Source organism: Prochlorococcus sp. MIT 0603 (assembly GCF_000760215.1).
Lineage (GTDB): Bacteria > Cyanobacteriota > Cyanobacteriia > PCC-6307 > Cyanobiaceae > Prochlorococcus_E.
Genome location: NZ_JNAW01000002.1, coordinates 280,300 through 296,800 on the forward strand (window position 1 = coordinate 280,300; position 16,501 = coordinate 296,800).

A 16,501-nucleotide genomic window follows, 5' to 3' on the forward strand; every position below is an offset into this window, starting at 1 on the left:
GCAGCTACTGAAGTAACGAAAAGTATAAAAAGAAAGAAAACTAGCATTTATAAAATGAATATTTATCTAAACATCACGCGCAATTTGTGTTTTATCAAGTAGTAAGCAACACCCTTTAAAATTAATTATAAGTACTATTGAGAATATCTTATGTTTAAAGGAAATATTATTAGCCCAATAAGAACTTGTGAAAATTTAGTGAATCCTTAAATAGTTAAAGCTTTTAGAAAGCTTTAACTATTTTATTAATTTCTTTTTGAGGCTTTTAAGTTGGATTCTGCCCCTTGTCTAGCCTTTGTTCTCTAAAGAGGTGTGGAGGCGCTTTCCCTTCGCTCAAATAAATCCACAAGTAATTGAAGATAATCTTAAAATTAGAGGTCTTCCTTTTATGTGCAAAGCTCTTAATCGATTAATTTTATAGCCTTGTTCAGGCTATATGATTTTTATAGAATAAGTTTGTATACTAACGCTAACGCTAACGCTGGTTTCAATCACTGGTATAGAAAGAAATTGACCTAATTTCTTGAAATAACAAACAGTATTGGATTTTTAACTAGGAAGAATGTTATTCCTATCCTTACTTAGAGTACAAAAATCATCATTCAAGACATGACTAATCAAGAGCAACCAAATAATGGGAATGAACAGAATGAGCCTAAATGGGATTACACATCTTCTAGGCAGAACTTCGTTACTGGGGCCCTCGTAGTAGGAGGGAACCTTTTGGTGATATTGGTTTACTTGCTCTATCGGTCAGTCCCTGCAGTGCATCAATTCATTTCGGGCAAGCCCATGTGAATATTTGCTTTGCTTTAATTTAGAAAACACCTTGAAAAACCATGTCTTCATTTAGAGATAAGCTAAATGTTCATCTGCCAATAGCACTGCAGCTGATCAGCTCACTTTCATTAGTCATTCTGGCCCTCTGTGCCATATGCGCTTCAAAATCTCTTAAGAGTATTGCTGAGACCCACTCAACAGAATCCGCATCTATTATTCATGGTGAACATATTTTTAATGGAGAAAAAGATTGATTATCTGCTTTAATTCTCTATAAAAGTAATACTTTCTCTTCATGTATAGGCTTGTAAAGCAATCAATTTCTTTTAGTTATTTTTAGAGCTATATAATTTATTGTCTTTTGTTTACTATAAATAAAATAATAACTATCATTGCAAAAATAGGCAATAAATAAATTGCAGCAATTAATCCCATGAATAAAATAAAGATAATTAGTGAAATCCCCATAAAACCTAAAAATAATCTAAACCAAGTTATTAGTCTCCTTTTCCATGCGTTGCCTGTTAACCGATCAAGGTGAAATTGTAATTCCCTCCTTTCTTGATAAAGCTCGATCAATTGTTTTTGATGCCATTGGGCAGAAGTAGCTGCTGTTGATTCAGTGAACTTCTTTTGTAAACCAATTAAAAGATTATTATCCTTAGCAAAAAATGACCTCATTCTGACTGCTTGGGCCTGAATAATAGCTTTGCTTGTGATTTCTATTTCTTTATCAATACTATGGATTTTATCAATAGTTCTTTTTACACTACTCTTAGCCTCATCCCTTTCAACTTTGACGAGAGAATAAGATTGCGTTCTTTTGAATAGCAATTGAATTAATCTCAAGTATTTTTATTCCCTTTTTATGCTTAATTTAATAATATTATATTATAGATTTGATCCCTATAGAAAAAGCAAAAATCCTTTTGATATAAGAGAAATCCCAATTGCTATAGAAAGAAACTCAAATGACTTCTTTACAAAAAGCTCACCTTTGCTGATTGCAAAATTAGCACCTAGAAAGCCACCTGTTAAAGATCCAAAAATCAATGCTGGTATCCATGACCACATAACTTCATTGTTAAATGCTAGAACAACTGCACCTGTTCCATTCCAAACTATTCCTACTATAGCCAATGTATATGCAACTGCATTTGTATAAGATATTCGAAACCATTTCACCAACCATAATGTAACAAATAAGCCAGTTCCTGAAGACATTGATCCATTTAAGAGACCTATAATAAATAAAACAATTGACCCAATAATTATCTTTTCTATTCCTAGGCTATATTTACTTTGATTAGGATCTGTTATCTTAAGATTATAAGAATATATTCCAATAATTAATGTAAGAAAACCTAGTAAAATACTAGCCAAGTGTTCTGGCATAGCAATTACTATATTCGCACCAATAAAAACGCCTGGCAAGCCCGATAAAAGTATTATTAAGTAGAGTTTAGTAGCAATACTCCTTTCATTATTATGACGAATGGTTGCACCAATTCCTAGTGCCACACTGGCTATCTTGTGAGTAGCTAATGCTGTTGTAAAAGGAAGACCAAGAAATATAAGAGCAGGGAGCTGTACTAAACCAGCCCCGCCACCTGATAGTGCAGAGAAAAAATTAGATGCTATTGCTATTAGAGCTAATAAAAACTGTGTTATCATAATTATTTCTATTTATAATAATTTGTTAGATAGCCACCAGATCTTAAGGTCTGAAAAAATTGATATCAATTTAACTCATAATTAGAAAATTTTCTCCATAAATTAATATCATTTTTATCTTGTAATTAGAAGATAACTATCTAAAAGATTGCAAAACAGTGTATGTCAGCGAATACAAATTTAATAGTTAAAAAGCTTTAGCCTTTTAACTTGGATTCGATTCTGTGGAATACTTATAGAAGAAATGTCAAAGTCATGATTCTTTTTGAGAAGGTTAATCAGAAGATTAAAAGATCAATTACAAAAATATTTAATTATCTTAGTAAAAATGAAACTACTATATTAATTAACTTTATTGAAAGTGGTTTATTAGAGTGTAAATGGAATTTAGCAAAATATGATAAGGAAAAAATCCTCAGTGATGAAGACTTTTGTTTGTGCATTAGATTATATGACATAACTAATATTACTAATAAAGGAAGCTGTACTTGTATTATGAAGGAAGTAGAGGTTAGAAAAGATTCTTCTGAAGAGTTTTTGCGAGCACCTGTTTTAGATGGAAACCTTTTAATAGAGATTGGTTATAGGAAGCCTTATGGTGATTGGTTCCTATTAGCCTCATCGTCGTTAATATTATCCTCAAGAAATCCTACAATACTTTATCCTGATGATTCATGGTTCTATTTACCTTCAAGGAATACAAAACGACCTGCAACTATTCATGAGAAAATATATCAACTATCTAAGACTGAATTGGGTAATGGTTCTGAAGAAATTCACAAATAAAATATTTAGATAAAATTTTATATTTTTTATTTAATATACGTCTTTTAAGGAGATTGTAAGCCACTCAAGGAATCTTAAAGGGTTTAATACATAACTCAAATCCTTTTTTAAAGTTAGTTTTTTATATCTTTTCTCATATTGATAGTTGCTGATAGTTATTATTTCTGAACCTTCTATTAATTGTGATTTCATGCTTTGTATTTCATCCGCAAATAACCATATTAACTCTCCAGTATTAAGCTTTAAGATTAACCCTATATCTGTACCATCATTGATTTTATAGTCCACTACTTCTCCATGAGGACTTGTAGACAATAGCTCAAATAGATCAGAAGAGACTTTGTCGATCATTAATTCAGGATCAATTGTTACTACTGAACCCAATTCTGGAAGAAAAAATTTATTATTGATGGCTTCAATGGCATGTAATTTAGAAGAACCTACTTTAATGTTTTCTGATAGTCAACCCTAACCTAAGTATTAAGAAGGAAAGTCTAATAATTCTTGTAAATACAAAAGTTTATATTTATTGAATTAATAGCAGTCATTTTCAGATAATCAATCACTGGATTTGTCATTAGCTTTTGAAAACTGAACTTTGTTAATGATTGATTTTATAATATTAATTACTATCCTAAGAATAAGGAAGCCAAAAGCGACAAGTCCACCTGCAACAGCGATTGAAAGAATTTGGTTTGGTAAATTGATCTCACTTAAGCTTTCCATGAGAATTTAATAGCTTTTTAAAGCATAAATTTTTTATTTTAATTTGTCTTCCATTTGTATAGCCTGTAACCTTATATATAAGCAATAAGCTCGTTACGTGCCTTTCTCTCCAGTAAGTTTTCTCTTAGGCATCTTTTTAATGCTAGTTGGGCTAATGGTTAGCTTTCACTTTGAAGTTAAGGTCTCAGACGATTAGAGAGTTTTAATACTTGATTTTTACAAAAGTTGTACTCAAGCATATTTATATTGTTTTTGACTTCAAGCTAATCTCAAAATATTTGTTTAAAATCCTTTGCTTTCCATTTCAGAATTGTGCATCTTTTGCATTTCAACCATTTCAGCACAGGTCAAGGCTGGCCTGTATAGAAATTCACACCCAAATGCAGATCGCCAAAACATGAAATGTTTAAAAAGTGCCTTTGTATCTGAAGCCTTGCATATTATGCAAAGTTCTCCTGACTCAGGCATATGTAATCGTGCAATTAATTCAAAACCTTCGAACTTATCCATTTTTGCACCATCTTCCATATATTTTATAAATGCTGTATAGCCTTCGTCTTGAGTTTCAGAAGGCACAACGCATGAAACAACGTAAAATTGCATAATTAATTTATTCGATAAATATCCTTATTCTTATAGCCTTTCCTCTAGAAAAGGTGACTTAATTTCAAGAAAAATAACATTTTTGTTTTTAGCGATCTTATTAGCTCTTGGGAGTACCAAAACCAATAAAAATCTACCGATAACAATTTCACTTGCTAGTTGCTCTTGGCTAATATATTGATTATTCATTAGATAATTAATATATTTTCATTTAATAAAGCCTTTTTTAGCTTGAACCTTAAATCTTCTTGTTGACTCTAATCTTATAGAAATAAATTATAATGTTATTTCAGTTGTACATCTAAGCTTTATCCTTTGGAAATGATTTACTGATACCCAATTGCCTGATCAGAATTTACTCCTAGTTTGATATCATAAATTTCATTCCTACTCAGAAAATTTGCACTTGGTAAATATAAAGCTGTCAGTGTAATGATATTATCGAGAGGATAGTCTTGATTTAAAGATATTCCTTATATGGATTAAGCTTGACAATACTATATTTATAGTGATGCATAATAATGCATGATTTATCATGAAGTATCTTGATTTTATTCGTCCATCAAATGCTTTTTATTTATTGGGAATACTAAGTACAGCAAGTCTTATTTCTATTGCTTTCTCTCTAAGGTCTCTAGCTCCTATAGCGGAATGGATGGAAATACAAAAGGATTGCATAGATAGAACAGTAGCGTTTGAAGGCCTGCCCGATAAGGTTTGGAGTTGTAATGGTGGTGGTAGGTAAATAGTATTTGAAACTCCACTACTGAAAATAAATTAGGGAATATTTATAATTTTTAGCCTATAAGATTATACCTGTTAATTATAATAAAATGTCCTTTTATTAGGCTTAAGGCTTTTAGCACTTAAACCATTGCCTTTTGGTTCTCAGTTAAGCCTTTAGTTCTTTCAGAAAGCCTTTCATTGTATTTATAATTGTGCATCAAAATTTTCACATAAAAAAGGCCGGCGTAAGCCAAGCCTTTCTTATGAACTGAGATTGACTTCTTAGTCCTTTTTGGCAGGGATGTTTTGTTGATCGTAGTCAGGCCCTACTAGGACTGCCATAATTGCAAAGAGAGCAATGGCTGCGATCCCAAGATAGGCAGCTGATGGTGCAGGAGTGCTCAGAAGACCGGCAAATGTAAAAGGAAACATGGCTTTTAGTAAACAGTGTTATTAATACATCAAAACTATCTTGAGGCGGGTTTTTTTATTTACATTGTTATGTTTTTACTTTTTTCTCGCTTGTGACCATGTGATGAACCAGTCTGATTTCCTATCAAGAAGTCTCTGCGGCATGCTGCCTTGCAATTCGGATATAGCTGCCCTCATGTACGGATCTCCTTCGTCAAAGTGCTCAAAAAAGTCGATAAGGTTCAAGCTATCTTCCATGTGTGATTTGTAACCCTTTTAGGTAACATAACTTTTTTGTTATTTTATATTCACAGATAACTATGTCAACTCTTTAGAGAAAGCAATATGCTTACTTCTTTACTGTTATGACATTAAAAAAATATTAGTTACTGAATATTTACAAGGAAAAATTCTGTGAATATCCTTTGAATTAGCTATATATGCATTGTGATTAGAATCCTTATTTATCTATTTTTTCACTGATACACCAGCTTCAGCCAGATCATTCTGAAGGTTGTTTTCACAAGATAAAACCCTAGCCCAGCAAGGTAGCTGTTTGGTTTCTGGACAATCTAGGAAGTTAACTATAGAGGGCTTTAATATCTTAGAAAATTTCTGAACAGCTAATTCTTCTTCATGCCTATCATATGGAATATTATTAACTGCTGAATCTAATCCAAATTGTTTAACTCTATCTTGACCAACTCTTTTATATAAAACCTGTAGTGTCGAAATTTGAGATCTAGTTAGAGATTGTGCTTGGTGTTCCATTAACCCTTTTAATACATTAGTTAAAATTTCTGAGCACATTCTTTGAAGCCCTTCATTTGGATTCTTGCCGATTTCTTTATGCTTGTGATCAAATAAACCTAGATCTACCTGAGCAATTCTTGATATTCTTACATTCCTATAAACCTCAGAAAGGAGACCAATCTCCAATCCCCAATCACATGGGATCCTTAAATTCATTCCTAGATCTCTAGTGAAAGCAAATTCCCCTGCCAATGGATATCTAAAAGCTTGGAGATATTGAAGAAACCCACCATGCCCAAAAATCTGTTCAAGTGAAGTCAATAATGGTCCTACAAAAAGACGAGTAGCTCTTCCTTGAAGTGCATTTGAGTCTAAGGATAAACGGCTATAAAAGGCTTTTACGTATGAGATCCCATGAGAAGGTTCTAATAATGGCTGAAGCATTCTTATTGGATAAGAATCTGTAAATGTTCTGATGTCTGCATCAAAAAGGGCCACCACCTCTGAATTCCTAGTAGCAAGGCCAATGCCTTGCCAAACAGCCCAACCTTTCCCAGGGGTACCTAATAGGTCAAGGCCATTCTTCTCTTGCCTTTTAAGAAGCTCAATAACTGCAGGGGAATTAGTCCATTGAACGTGAACTGGGAAAGGCATTGATGAGAAAAACGCCTTAGCCTCTTGAACTTCGTTGGCTGATTTGGCTGACAATGCGATTATAAGTTCATTTAATCCTTTGAGATTTTGAAGTACATCTCTTGTTTGCATTAATGCTGGCCTTTTAAATTCTTCAAAGAGACAAGGGATTAAGATTGTTGTTGGTCTCCTATTCAGACCATTGCATAAATTCTCAACAGAATCTTTTGTAACTCCGTATTGATGAATTGTTGTGATCAAATCCTGTTTAAAGTCCATTGACGAGTAGTAGCAACAGAATGAAAGAAGTGCTTAGATGATCCTGTGCAGAGTATTGGGCAATACGCCGTGACAGGTCTTGAAACGCAACTAGATGAACTCAGTTGCTTGTTGAAAACAATTTACAAGGATCATTCTGCAGAAGAATTTGATTATATGTGGTCGCAATTACTGCAGATTCTAGAAGCCAATATTGATATTAGACTGGAGGTGTCCGAAAAAAAAACATCTAGGTGGGACGCTTCAACTGCAGTTTTAATTACATATGCAGATGGAGTGGTTTCCCAAAACAACCCTTCATTGGCATTACTTGAAGAAATACTTGATAAGTATCTTGGGGGATTTGCATCTATAATTCACCTCCTACCATTTCTTTGCTCTACAAGTGATGGCGGATTTGCAGTTTCAAGTTATGAAAAAATAGAAAAGAGATTTGGATCTTGGGAAGACCTGAGAAATCTATCCTTGAAACACATAATTATGGCTGATTTGGTTCTAAATCATGTATCAGCATCACATCTCTGGGTTCAGCAATTTAAGACTTTAAAGGAGCCAGGAAGGAGATATATATTAGCCCCTTTAAGTGAACATGATTGGGGAAATGTTGTTAGAGCAAGGAATACATCTTTGTTTACTAGCATTTCTACTGATAATGGACAAAAAAAAGTATGGACTACATTTGGGCCAGATCAAATTGATATAAACTGGAGGGAACCACAAGTTTTAATAGAGTTTTTAATTTTAATTGCTAGATATTTTAAGCACGGAATTAGATGGTTACGATTAGATGCAATTGGTTTTATATGGAAAGAACCTTCAACAACATGTCTGCATATGAAAGAAGTACATCTATTAGTAAGATCATTAAGGATAATTATTCAAATCTTAAAAGAATCATCTGTTCTTATTACAGAGACTAATGTGCCTGAGAAGGAAAATCTTTCATATCTTCAATCAGGGGATGAGGCTCATTTGGCTTATAACTTTCCTTTGCCTCCCCTTTTATTAGAATCTTTAATTAGTAATAAGGCTGATTTAATTAACTATTGGCTTTCTTCATGGCCTGATCTACCAAAAGACACTGGATTTTTGAATTTCACAGCTTCTCATGACGGAGTTGGATTAAGGGCTTTAGAAGGAATAATGGATCAGAATAGATTACACAATTTGTTAATAGCTTGTGAGAAAAGAGGTGGTCTTATTAGTCATAGGAGGATGCCTAATGGTGAAGATATTCCTTATGAATTAAATATAAGTTGGTGGAGTGCAATGGCAGATACTGGAATTAATGCAACTTACTTACAATTTGAGCGATTTTTATTAAGCCAATTGTTTGTTATGGCTTTAAAAGGCGTTCCCGCATTTTACTTACAGGCAGTATTGGCTTCTGAAAATGACGTTAATAGTTTTGTCAAATCTGGAGAAAGGAGAGACTTAAACCGTGAAAGATTTAACTTTGAGAGTTTAGATAATGTTTTAAAAGACTCCCAATCCCCTGCAAGTAAAAATATTAAAGCTTTAAAGCATGCAATGAATGTTAGGAGTCGCTTAGAAGCTTTTCATCCAGAACAACCGATGATGTGTATGAGCAATGGACGTAGTGATTTTGTACTTATTTGTCGTGGCAAAGATCAATCTCGAGTTTGGGCATTACATAATATGACTAATAAAAAGCTATCTTTTCCTTTTGACGAACTCTTGAAAGCTGATAAAGGAAGCAACTGTTATTTCTTTGATGCTTTGAATGAGGTTAAATGTCTTGATAATTATATCGAGTCTAGGCCTTATGCTGTGCATTGGCTGGTTCAAAAAAAATGAAGAAACCTTTAGATTTAACACAAGAACAATGGTGGATTGTAACTGATATAGATGGAACCTTGATGAATCATAAATATGAATTTATAGAGGCTATCCCTACAATTAAATGGTTGAAAGAAATAGGAATTCCAATAATCCCTTGTACTAGTAAAACAGCTTCTGAGGTAAGGGTTTTGCGTAAAACAATTGGATTAAATGATCCTTTTATAGTAGAAAATGGTGGCGCTATTTATGGTCAGACTGAATCTTCGGGAGAGGAGTGGAAGCTTGTTTTAGGTAAAAGCTATGATGATTTAAGAGCCAAGTTGAGTTTAATATCTTCAGAGCTTGGTTATAAGTTAACACCCTTAAATGATTTAACTGATAAGGAGATTAATCAACTTACAGGCTTAACTGGTTTGTCTATTCAATTAGCTCTTCAAAGAGAGTGGAGTGTTCCATTTTTAAATCCTCCAGAATCTGATAGAGAGAAGATTATTGAAATTGCTTTAAAACTTGGAACTACAATTTATAAGGGCAATCGTATGAGCCATTTGCTGGCCAAAGGAAGCCATAAAGGCAGGGCTGTGACTGAATTGAAAAAATTTCTTAATCAGCCAGACGCTAAAGTAATAGCATTAGGTGACTCTCAAAATGATCTACCTTTATTAGAAGTAGCTGATATAGCTGTTGTTGTCCCAGGTGGGAAAGGTGTTAATCCTTGGTTAAAAACTGGAGTAGATAATGGACAGTTTCTTTTGGCACCAGCCCCTCATTCTGAGGGGTGGGCTTTAGCCATTAGAGATTTATTTGAAGGCACATCTAATATCAGTTATGAGTTCTAATTTCTCTCTTGAAGTAAATAAGAAGAAAAATAATACATTGCCATGGGAACAGTCGAAACATCCTGATATTTTGTTCCCACTTGTTGGTCTTCAGTCTCTTTTGGCAGAAATGGATTGGGAGTCATCTGAATGGATTAAATATTGGCTTGAGAAAAATGGAGGAAACTTGGCCTATTCCTCTTGGGCCTCTGGGGTTAAATCTGACTGGATTTGGGGTTTGGGATTGCCATTTATTTCAGATCTCAAACGATTCTCTTCTTTTGATTCTGAAAGAAGATTGTTTGGTCTCTCTGCATTACCTGGATGTGGAAAAACCACCCTTGGTAAATGGTTGGAATCAGCTGCTAAAGAATTAAATTTTTCATTGAAGGTTATATCTTTAGACGATTTTTATTTACCTGGTGATGAGATGGAATTAGCAATGAAAAATAATCCTTGGAATGTTCCTAGAGGATTGCCTGGAAGTCATTCACTTTCTGTTTTAGAGGAATGTCTTGGCAAATGGCTTTCAACAGGATTTTTAGAAGCCCCTCAATTTGATAAATCTTTGAGGGGGGGGTTAGGAGATAGATCCTCTTGGATCAAAACTACTCCAGAACTTTTAGTTTTAGAAGGATGGTTTTTAGGATGCCATCCTGAAGAATTGATCTCTAATGAGATTGAAAACGAGGATATAAGGCACTTGCGAATAACAGCAGATGAGAAGGAATATAGAAAAAAAGTTCAGAAATTACTCTTTAATTACCTTCCTATTTGGCAGAAAATAGATCGATTGTGGCATATAAAAATCGATAACTTCTCATCATCATTTAAATGGAAGATAGAACAAGAAAAGCGTATGCTTGCATCTAAGGGAGCTGCTTTGCAAGGTGAAAAGTTAACCGATTTTATTAGGATGATACAAGCATCTATACCACAAAGAAGCCTTATGAATATTGACTCTGATGTGACTATAGAAATCAACAACTCAAGGCAAATTCTTAACATTGCTTCTAAAGATAGGAAGTTGAATTAGGTTGCTCTTAAGAGCTCTGAGGTTATTCCAAAAAAGTAATCTTTTGCTTTAGTTACTTTTTATACAGTAATTTAAATTGCTATAGCTTTAAATATATCTATATTAAGTGAATTATGATTGATTTTTCTTACTGCAATGAAAGTACAAGAATGGTTGTTCTTAGGTGTATTGGGAATAATAATTTTTTCTTGGAAAGAGTTCTTTTCCCAGCGGAAGTAATTGTTTTCTCAGCCCCAGAGGACGCTAAGGTGGAAATTTGGGGAAATGAACTCTATGGCCCTAAACTTGAACAGAGAATGAGAGTCTCAAGCTTTCTTCATGCTCCTCCGATGGCAGCTTAATCTATTAAAAAGAAGCTTTGACTTTTATGGATTTATCATAATGAATATTGCTTTTTAGTAATTTTAATAAATTAAAATTATGTTTCTATAAGTATTTTCAAAATTCTAAGATGTTTTCTTTTTAACCTTCATAATTAACGTTAATAGCTTCTTCTGCTAGTTATGGATTCTTATGTTTATCTAATACGGAATGGTGATCTATATAATATAGGCACAAGTAATAATTTAGAAAAGGTGAAAGAACTTTTAATCCCAGGAGTTTTGTATGCCTCGTTAAAAAGCAAGCAATCTACTTCTATCTGTTCAAATCTTCATACAAGATACTCTGAGGTTAGATTGCCCGAAACTAATTATTTCAAATTAAATAACTCCCAATTGCTAGAGTGCCAATTAATTATGAAGGGTGATGGCTCAAGTACTTACTTTCAACCTATTTTCAAGGGTAAGCTTTTAATTCTAACTTTTCTTATTGCTTGGCTATCTATCTCTTTATGTTTTATTAGGCTTGGTATTGACCCGATACTTAATAAATTCTTGAATTAGTAGATTTGGTTTTAAATACTCTCAGGATTGCATTTACTTGTAATTAGTGGGAATTCATATAGAGTATATAAATATTGTATGTCAATTGTGCTACTCTCTGATTTTCTTTTTTGGATATCAATTCCTTTTCTTATAGGAACTGCTTATTTTGGTACAAGAAATGGTTACTATGACAGCAAGTCTTATTCTGGAGATGGATGTGCGCATGACGTCAAGCGTTAAGTTCTTAATGGTTTCTGATTTATATAATTAAATTAAATCAACCTATTAGTTTGTTTACTTTTGATTGTAAAAGAAATACTTTAATTACCATTAAAAATACATGACCACCTATTGTCTAATTGCCAGACAGGTTTATATATATCTTTAGTAATTTGTTTTCCAGCATTCTCACATAATTCCAATGATTTCATAGGGATTGCATATAGCGACGGACTTGTTATTCCACTTACTTCTGGCCTGGAGCCTGGCCCTTGTCTATAGCTTCCTATAACTAGCCAATATGATTCTTGAGCTTTTATAGGACTACAAAATAAAGAAAGTGTTGTTGCTAAAAAAGCTAATTGAATTTTATTCATGAGTTTGATCTCTAAAGTCTTTTGGTTTAACCTGCTTTTATACTAAGGTTTATTGAGGTTTATATTTCTATGTGCCTTATACATGTATTTTTTTATTTTTACTGAAATCAATACCCCTTTAGTTTTTGTTGAGCAATGTTGGCAGTACCTTTTCCTTGGATTAATTCAAGGTCTCACAGAGTTTTTGCCTATTAGCAGTACTGCACATCTTTTTGTTTTGCCTTTATTGTTGGGGTGGGATGCCCCTGGGGTTTCTGTTACGGCATCTCTTCAGCTTGGAAGCATAATTGCTGTAATTACTTATTTTCGCTCTGATCTTTCCCATCTTGGCAGAGCGATGTCCAAGGCTCTTTATCAAAATCATTGGAAAGATCCAAGTGCCAACCTTCTTTTATCCATCTTTTTAGGAACATTACCGATTATTGCCTTTGGAATGATAGTTAAGTTGTTTTGGCTTGATTATGAATCTTCTTTCGTTAGATCTATTCCGTCTATTGCCATAGTTTCAATTCTTATGGGCATTCTGCTTTATTTAGCAGAGATTGTGGGAATGCGATTGAAAACGATTGAAAACCTGAAAATTTCCGATGGAATTTTAATTGGCTTTTCTCAGTGTTTAGCTTTGATACCAGGAGTTTCAAGATCAGGTATAACTATTACCACTGCTTTGATGGCTGGATATGAACGTAAATCTGCGGCTAGATTTTCGTTCCTTTTAGGGATACCAGCGATTAGTATAGCTGGCTTAGTTGAACTGAAGGAAGCATTTGCTTCATTTGAATTGGCCCATGCTTTCCCGTTGCTTTTAGGTATTAGTGCTTCTGCACTCTCTTCTTTTTTTGCGATTGATTTCTTAATGAAATTCCTTCAGAAACAAAGCATGATGATTTTTAGTGTTTATAGATTGTTATTCGGCATCTTATTGTTAGGTTGGTATTATTAAAGCATTAGTTTTAAAGTGAATAAATTAGTCCAGTTTTTTATAGCTATTCAATTTGGAGAATTGGAATTATCAACTACAACAGTATCTATTCTTGTTGTAATTACTTTATTTATATTTCTTGCTGTTGGTATAAGCTCTTTTAAATTGATTCAATCTGCTTTTGATTCAGAAGATGAGGATTGAATTCAATTTAAAGATGATATGCAGCTTTCGATTAATTCTGAAAATGCTCTTGTCTTTTTAAAAATCATTTGTATTTTTTTTGGTTTTCCAATGATAAAAGAAAAGCCCTTACTTTTTAGTAAAGGCTTTTCTTTTATCAAGAAGTTTTAGCAAACTTTGCGTTGAAAGTCAGAAGTTTTGACTTTTTAGAAGCTAAAGAATGTTTCTACTATGTAACCTGATGTATCTGGAGTTGGGTTCAAAGTATCAGCTGTTGCGTCTCCTTCGAAGAACCAACCTCCTTGGATGGATATGCCATCAGATACAGGATAGTTGTAGTAAACCTCATAGTTGTTTGTTACTACGCCTGCGGTATCTCTCTCTTGCCATGCGGTACTTAGTGTTCCAGGGCCAAATGGGTAATCAAGTCCTACCAAGAGGTCAGTGGAGTCGGTAGTTCCGTTACTCTTATGTAAACGGTCGAATGTAACACTGATGCTAGGGAAACCATCTGGCCTCCAGTAGACACCTGCTCCATAGCTAGAGTCAGTGTCATCGTCAGTAAAGACTACTCCACCACCATAATAGTCAGTGTCATAACCTACTGAAACCGTGTAGACGTCTGCAGTCGCTGCTGTAAACATTCCGCTAGTAGAAGTGTCTCCAGAACCAGTAGGAGAAATGGCAGAGAATGAAGCGTTGAAACCGCCGTCATTTGCCCAAGAAACAGCAGCACCGGAACCTGTTGTTCCCACTTCACCCCAAGGCATTGTTGCTAAGCGGAATGCTCCTGAGTAATCGGAAGTGGTTGCGGAGATTACATCATCTTGATCAAGTAATGGACCGGCATATACCTGGAAATCACCTACTGGGAATGAATAGAAAAGTGATCCGACTTGAAGGCTGGACGCATTTTCGGCACTATCTAAAACAAGTTCATCTTGGTTACCTTGAACTAATTGAGCGTAGAGGTTATCTGAGCCGCTGAAACTAGTATTCAGGTCAAGAGTGAAGTTATACTCTGTAGTTATCTTGTTGTTATTTGACGTCGGGCGTGAGTCAATCGCACCAGTTGTAAATACAGCACCTCCAGACATCTTGGTAGATGATGAGAACTGGCCAGCACTAAGTTCTTTAACTTTGTACTCAAGTCCATCAATCCGTCCTTTTAAGATTGCCATTTCTGTGCCAAATTCATTGCTAAGGCGAGTGGCATCTGAGTTTAATTCAGAAGAAATTAAGCCACTATCCAAGCATGAGTTAATAAGTGCAGCAGCTTCATAGCGAGTTAGAGCTTTTCCGCTGTTTAGATTTTGAGCATAGCCATTGTCTACGCAGCCATAGCTATCACTAAGATTCTTAAGAGCTGTATATGCCCAATCTCCAGGAACAACGTCAGAGAATTGAGATGTAGTAACTACTGATGATTTAGGAGAAGCATAGTTTGCTAATTCCTTGATATTAACCTCAGCTGCATTTGCAGCGAAAGGGGCCAAAAGACCTAAAGCAGCAGGAGCTACCAGCAATTGCTGGAAAAGCTTCATGGGATTCCTCACAAAAGAAATATGTGTGTTCATTATGCGCTTTATAGATCCCATATGCTGTAACAGCGTATACACTTTTATTAATGTCTATTACGCTTCAGTGCTTTCTAATACAATTCATGATTAGAGGAAACGTATCCAGTTGATAATAATTAGCTAGCTTTATATGGAGATATCCTTGCCAGAGCTCGGATTTCATTTTTCTTCTGGAGAAAATCTCATTTGCTCGCATTTAAATACCTTTTTAGTTATTTCTACGCAGTGCTACTGATGCTGGTCTGGCTAATAATTAAATAAATATATTTTCATTTTTTAGTTTGTAATGGCGAGTCTAAAGCGATTAAATTCATCCTTTATTGCTTTGCAAAGTATTGGTTCAGAAGTCTCTTTGCACGTTTTCGTGCAAGTCATCCTTATAGGAATGCTTGCTTCGATGATAATTGGCTATTATATTTACACTTCTTCTGTTTTCTTTCAAGGTATTTATTTGCAGCTTTTGTAAAATAATTAACTAGCAGAAATCACGAAGTTCCTTCCATTTGTCTAACCCTGCTTTTACATTATTTATATCACCATCAGAACCATTCTCCTTGAATGCCATTATAAGTGATTGTGTTGCCTGTATTCCATATTCTGCTGCTTTCCTTTGTTTTATACAGCCTTCTATAGCGTCTCCATTCTTAAGTTCTTTTTCAGCATCTTCTAGATATTCACTTGCTATTTTAATTTTTTGATCCCATTCTTTAAGGTAAGTATTGAAATTTTCCCCTGAATCACTAAAAGCTTGATTAGCAGTGATAAGGAAAAATATTATGATAATACTTATAGAAAATAAATGATATTTGATAGAAAAAATTCTTTTAGTATTTATTTTAAATGGTCTATACATAAATATAAATGGTTGAATGAATGTAAATCGGAGCGGCGGGATTTGAACCCACGACCCCCACTACCCCAAAGTGGTGCGCTACCAAGCTGCGCTACGCCCCGATAGATTTAATTATAACAAGAAAATAGAAGCTTAGTATCTTGACAACGTTATGCTGAGACATTGAACTTATCGTTCCTTTTTTTATTAGGATGCCTGTATGAAATGGTTAAAATATCCACCAATACCGATTATGGTTGCTTTTATAAGAAGATTTATAATATAAAATATAATCCAGGAAAGTATATAACTAATTTAAGATTATTTTATGCCCTTAATGTTTTAAGCTTACTTATATATACCATATTTTATGTTATTAGAGAATATTTTGATAAAAGAAATGACTTGAACGAATGTAAGTCTTAACATTTAGCGATGGTTTTCTGAGGAACTCTCTAAGTGTCATAATTGATTGTTTTATTTACATTTAAACT

The 16,501-nt window shown here is 34.0% G+C and carries 22 protein-coding genes and 1 tRNA gene; 12 read left to right on the forward strand and 11 right to left on the reverse strand.

The genetic code is table 11. The annotated features are described in order from the left end of the window. The first annotated feature begins 609 nt into the window (after positions 1 to 609). Together EV07_RS03310 and EV07_RS03315 are read left to right on the forward strand one after the other, a co-directional pair. On the forward strand, positions 610 to 798 hold the full coding sequence (locus EV07_RS03310; RefSeq protein ID WP_036917318.1) for a hypothetical protein: 189 nt from the start codon (positions 610 to 612) through the stop codon (positions 796 to 798). Between the two features lie 41 nt (positions 799 to 839). Beyond that, on the forward strand, positions 840 to 1,034 hold the full coding sequence (locus tag EV07_RS03315) for a hypothetical protein (protein WP_036917322.1): 195 nt from the start codon (positions 840 to 842) through the stop codon (positions 1,032 to 1,034). Positions 1,035 to 1,131: 97 nt separating this feature from the next. Here the strand turns inward: EV07_RS03315 and EV07_RS03320 are convergent, their stop codons facing one another. Continuing rightward, the gene (locus EV07_RS03320; protein WP_152557530.1) at positions 1,132 to 1,614 is read right to left on the reverse strand and encodes a hypothetical protein; all 483 of its coding nucleotides are present in this window, start codon (positions 1,612 to 1,614) and stop codon (positions 1,132 to 1,134) included. Between the two features lie 72 nt (positions 1,615 to 1,686). Continuing rightward, entirely contained in the window at positions 1,687 to 2,454 is a 768-nt protein-coding gene (locus EV07_RS03325) for a sulfite exporter TauE/SafE family protein (protein ID WP_036917327.1), read from the reverse strand. Positions 2,455 to 2,709: 255 nt separating this feature from the next. Between EV07_RS03325 and EV07_RS03330 the strand changes: the two genes are divergently transcribed. After that, the gene (locus tag EV07_RS03330; protein ID WP_036917329.1) at positions 2,710 to 3,240 is read left to right on the forward strand and encodes a DUF4912 domain-containing protein; all 531 of its coding nucleotides are present in this window, start codon (positions 2,710 to 2,712) and stop codon (positions 3,238 to 3,240) included. 30 nt (positions 3,241 to 3,270) lie between these two features. Here the strand turns inward: EV07_RS03330 and petP are convergent, their stop codons facing one another. From petP to EV07_RS03340, 3 genes are all read right to left on the reverse strand, one after another. After that, complete coding sequence (gene petP, locus EV07_RS03335; protein WP_036917331.1) at positions 3,271 to 3,624, reverse strand: cytochrome b6-f complex subunit PetP; 354 nt, start codon at positions 3,622 to 3,624, stop codon at positions 3,271 to 3,273. Between the two features lie 174 nt (positions 3,625 to 3,798). Beyond that, positions 3,799 to 3,966 (reverse strand): hypothetical protein, encoded by a 168-nt coding sequence (locus tag EV07_RS09825; RefSeq protein ID WP_193742704.1) that lies wholly within the window; start codon positions 3,964 to 3,966, stop codon positions 3,799 to 3,801. Between the two features lie 282 nt (positions 3,967 to 4,248). Continuing rightward, a complete protein-coding gene (locus EV07_RS03340; protein ID WP_036917333.1) occupies positions 4,249 to 4,569 on the reverse strand; it encodes a DUF3303 domain-containing protein in 321 nt (106 codons plus the stop codon). A 535-nt stretch (positions 4,570 to 5,104) separates the two neighbouring features. On the opposite strand from EV07_RS03340, the gene EV07_RS03345 reads away from it, so the two are divergent. Then, positions 5,105 to 5,314, forward strand: coding sequence for a hypothetical protein (locus EV07_RS03345; protein WP_036917335.1), 210 nt, complete (start codon positions 5,105 to 5,107; stop codon positions 5,312 to 5,314). A 263-nt stretch (positions 5,315 to 5,577) separates the two neighbouring features. On the opposite strand, the gene EV07_RS09830 is transcribed toward EV07_RS03345, so the two are convergent. Then, positions 5,578 to 5,727: a hypothetical protein gene (locus tag EV07_RS09830; protein WP_193742705.1), complete on the reverse strand. Its 150-nt coding sequence runs from the start codon at positions 5,725 to 5,727 to the stop codon at positions 5,578 to 5,580. A gap of 447 nt (positions 5,728 to 6,174) precedes the next feature. Next, a complete protein-coding gene (locus EV07_RS03350; protein WP_036917338.1) occupies positions 6,175 to 7,371 on the reverse strand; it encodes a glycosyl transferase in 1,197 nt (398 codons plus the stop codon). Between the two features lie 69 nt (positions 7,372 to 7,440). Between EV07_RS03350 and EV07_RS03355 the strand changes: the two genes are divergently transcribed. The 6 genes from EV07_RS03355 (at position 7,441) to EV07_RS09610 (ending at position 12,134) form a co-directional block, all read left to right on the forward strand. Then, positions 7,441 to 9,189 (forward strand): alpha-amylase family glycosyl hydrolase, encoded by a 1,749-nt coding sequence (locus EV07_RS03355; RefSeq protein WP_036917340.1) that lies wholly within the window; start codon positions 7,441 to 7,443, stop codon positions 9,187 to 9,189. Then, the gene (gene yedP / locus EV07_RS03360) at positions 9,186 to 10,013 is read left to right on the forward strand and encodes a mannosyl-3-phosphoglycerate phosphatase-related protein YedP (protein ID WP_036918173.1); all 828 of its coding nucleotides are present in this window, start codon (positions 9,186 to 9,188) and stop codon (positions 10,011 to 10,013) included. Before EV07_RS03355 ends, yedP begins: the two co-directional genes overlap by 4 nt. Next, positions 10,003 to 11,028, forward strand: coding sequence for a uridine kinase (locus EV07_RS03365; RefSeq protein ID WP_036917342.1), 1,026 nt, complete (start codon positions 10,003 to 10,005; stop codon positions 11,026 to 11,028). The genes yedP and EV07_RS03365 overlap by 11 nt, the downstream gene beginning before the upstream one ends. A gap of 113 nt (positions 11,029 to 11,141) precedes the next feature. Beyond that, on the forward strand, positions 11,142 to 11,369 hold the full coding sequence (locus tag EV07_RS03370) for a DUF1830 domain-containing protein (RefSeq protein ID WP_036917344.1): 228 nt from the start codon (positions 11,142 to 11,144) through the stop codon (positions 11,367 to 11,369). 162 nt (positions 11,370 to 11,531) lie between these two features. Next, positions 11,532 to 11,912, forward strand: a complete 381-nt coding sequence (locus EV07_RS03375) for a GIY-YIG nuclease family protein (protein ID WP_036917346.1) — start codon at positions 11,532 to 11,534, stop codon at positions 11,910 to 11,912. Between the two features lie 78 nt (positions 11,913 to 11,990). Then, complete coding sequence (locus EV07_RS09610) at positions 11,991 to 12,134, forward strand: hypothetical protein (protein WP_193742727.1); 144 nt, start codon at positions 11,991 to 11,993, stop codon at positions 12,132 to 12,134. Positions 12,135 to 12,214: 80 nt separating this feature from the next. Here the strand turns inward: EV07_RS09610 and EV07_RS03380 are convergent, their stop codons facing one another. Next, positions 12,215 to 12,490, reverse strand: coding sequence for a hypothetical protein (locus EV07_RS03380; RefSeq protein ID WP_036917348.1), 276 nt, complete (start codon positions 12,488 to 12,490; stop codon positions 12,215 to 12,217). Between the two features lie 82 nt (positions 12,491 to 12,572). Here EV07_RS03380 and EV07_RS03385 point away from each other — a divergent pair, with 82 nt between their 5' ends. After that, positions 12,573 to 13,433: an undecaprenyl-diphosphate phosphatase gene (locus tag EV07_RS03385; protein ID WP_052043852.1), complete on the forward strand. Its 861-nt coding sequence runs from the start codon at positions 12,573 to 12,575 to the stop codon at positions 13,431 to 13,433. Between the two features lie 15 nt (positions 13,434 to 13,448). After that, positions 13,449 to 13,616, forward strand: coding sequence for a hypothetical protein (locus EV07_RS09835; protein WP_193742706.1), 168 nt, complete (start codon positions 13,449 to 13,451; stop codon positions 13,614 to 13,616). Positions 13,617 to 13,801: 185 nt separating this feature from the next. Here EV07_RS09835 and EV07_RS09240 read toward each other — a convergent pair whose 3' ends face one another. The 3 genes from EV07_RS09240 to EV07_RS03400 all read right to left on the reverse strand — a co-directional run bounded on the left by EV07_RS09240 (position 13,802) and on the right by EV07_RS03400 (position 16,129). After that, positions 13,802 to 15,139, reverse strand: coding sequence for an iron uptake porin (locus tag EV07_RS09240; RefSeq protein WP_052043853.1), 1,338 nt, complete (start codon positions 15,137 to 15,139; stop codon positions 13,802 to 13,804). A 511-nt stretch (positions 15,140 to 15,650) separates the two neighbouring features. Further along, the gene (locus EV07_RS03395) at positions 15,651 to 16,028 is read right to left on the reverse strand and encodes a hypothetical protein (protein ID WP_072013314.1); all 378 of its coding nucleotides are present in this window, start codon (positions 16,026 to 16,028) and stop codon (positions 15,651 to 15,653) included. A 27-nt stretch (positions 16,029 to 16,055) separates the two neighbouring features. Continuing rightward, positions 16,056 to 16,129: transfer RNA gene (locus EV07_RS03400), tRNA-Pro, on the reverse strand. Between the last annotated feature and the right edge of the window lie 372 nt (positions 16,130 to 16,501).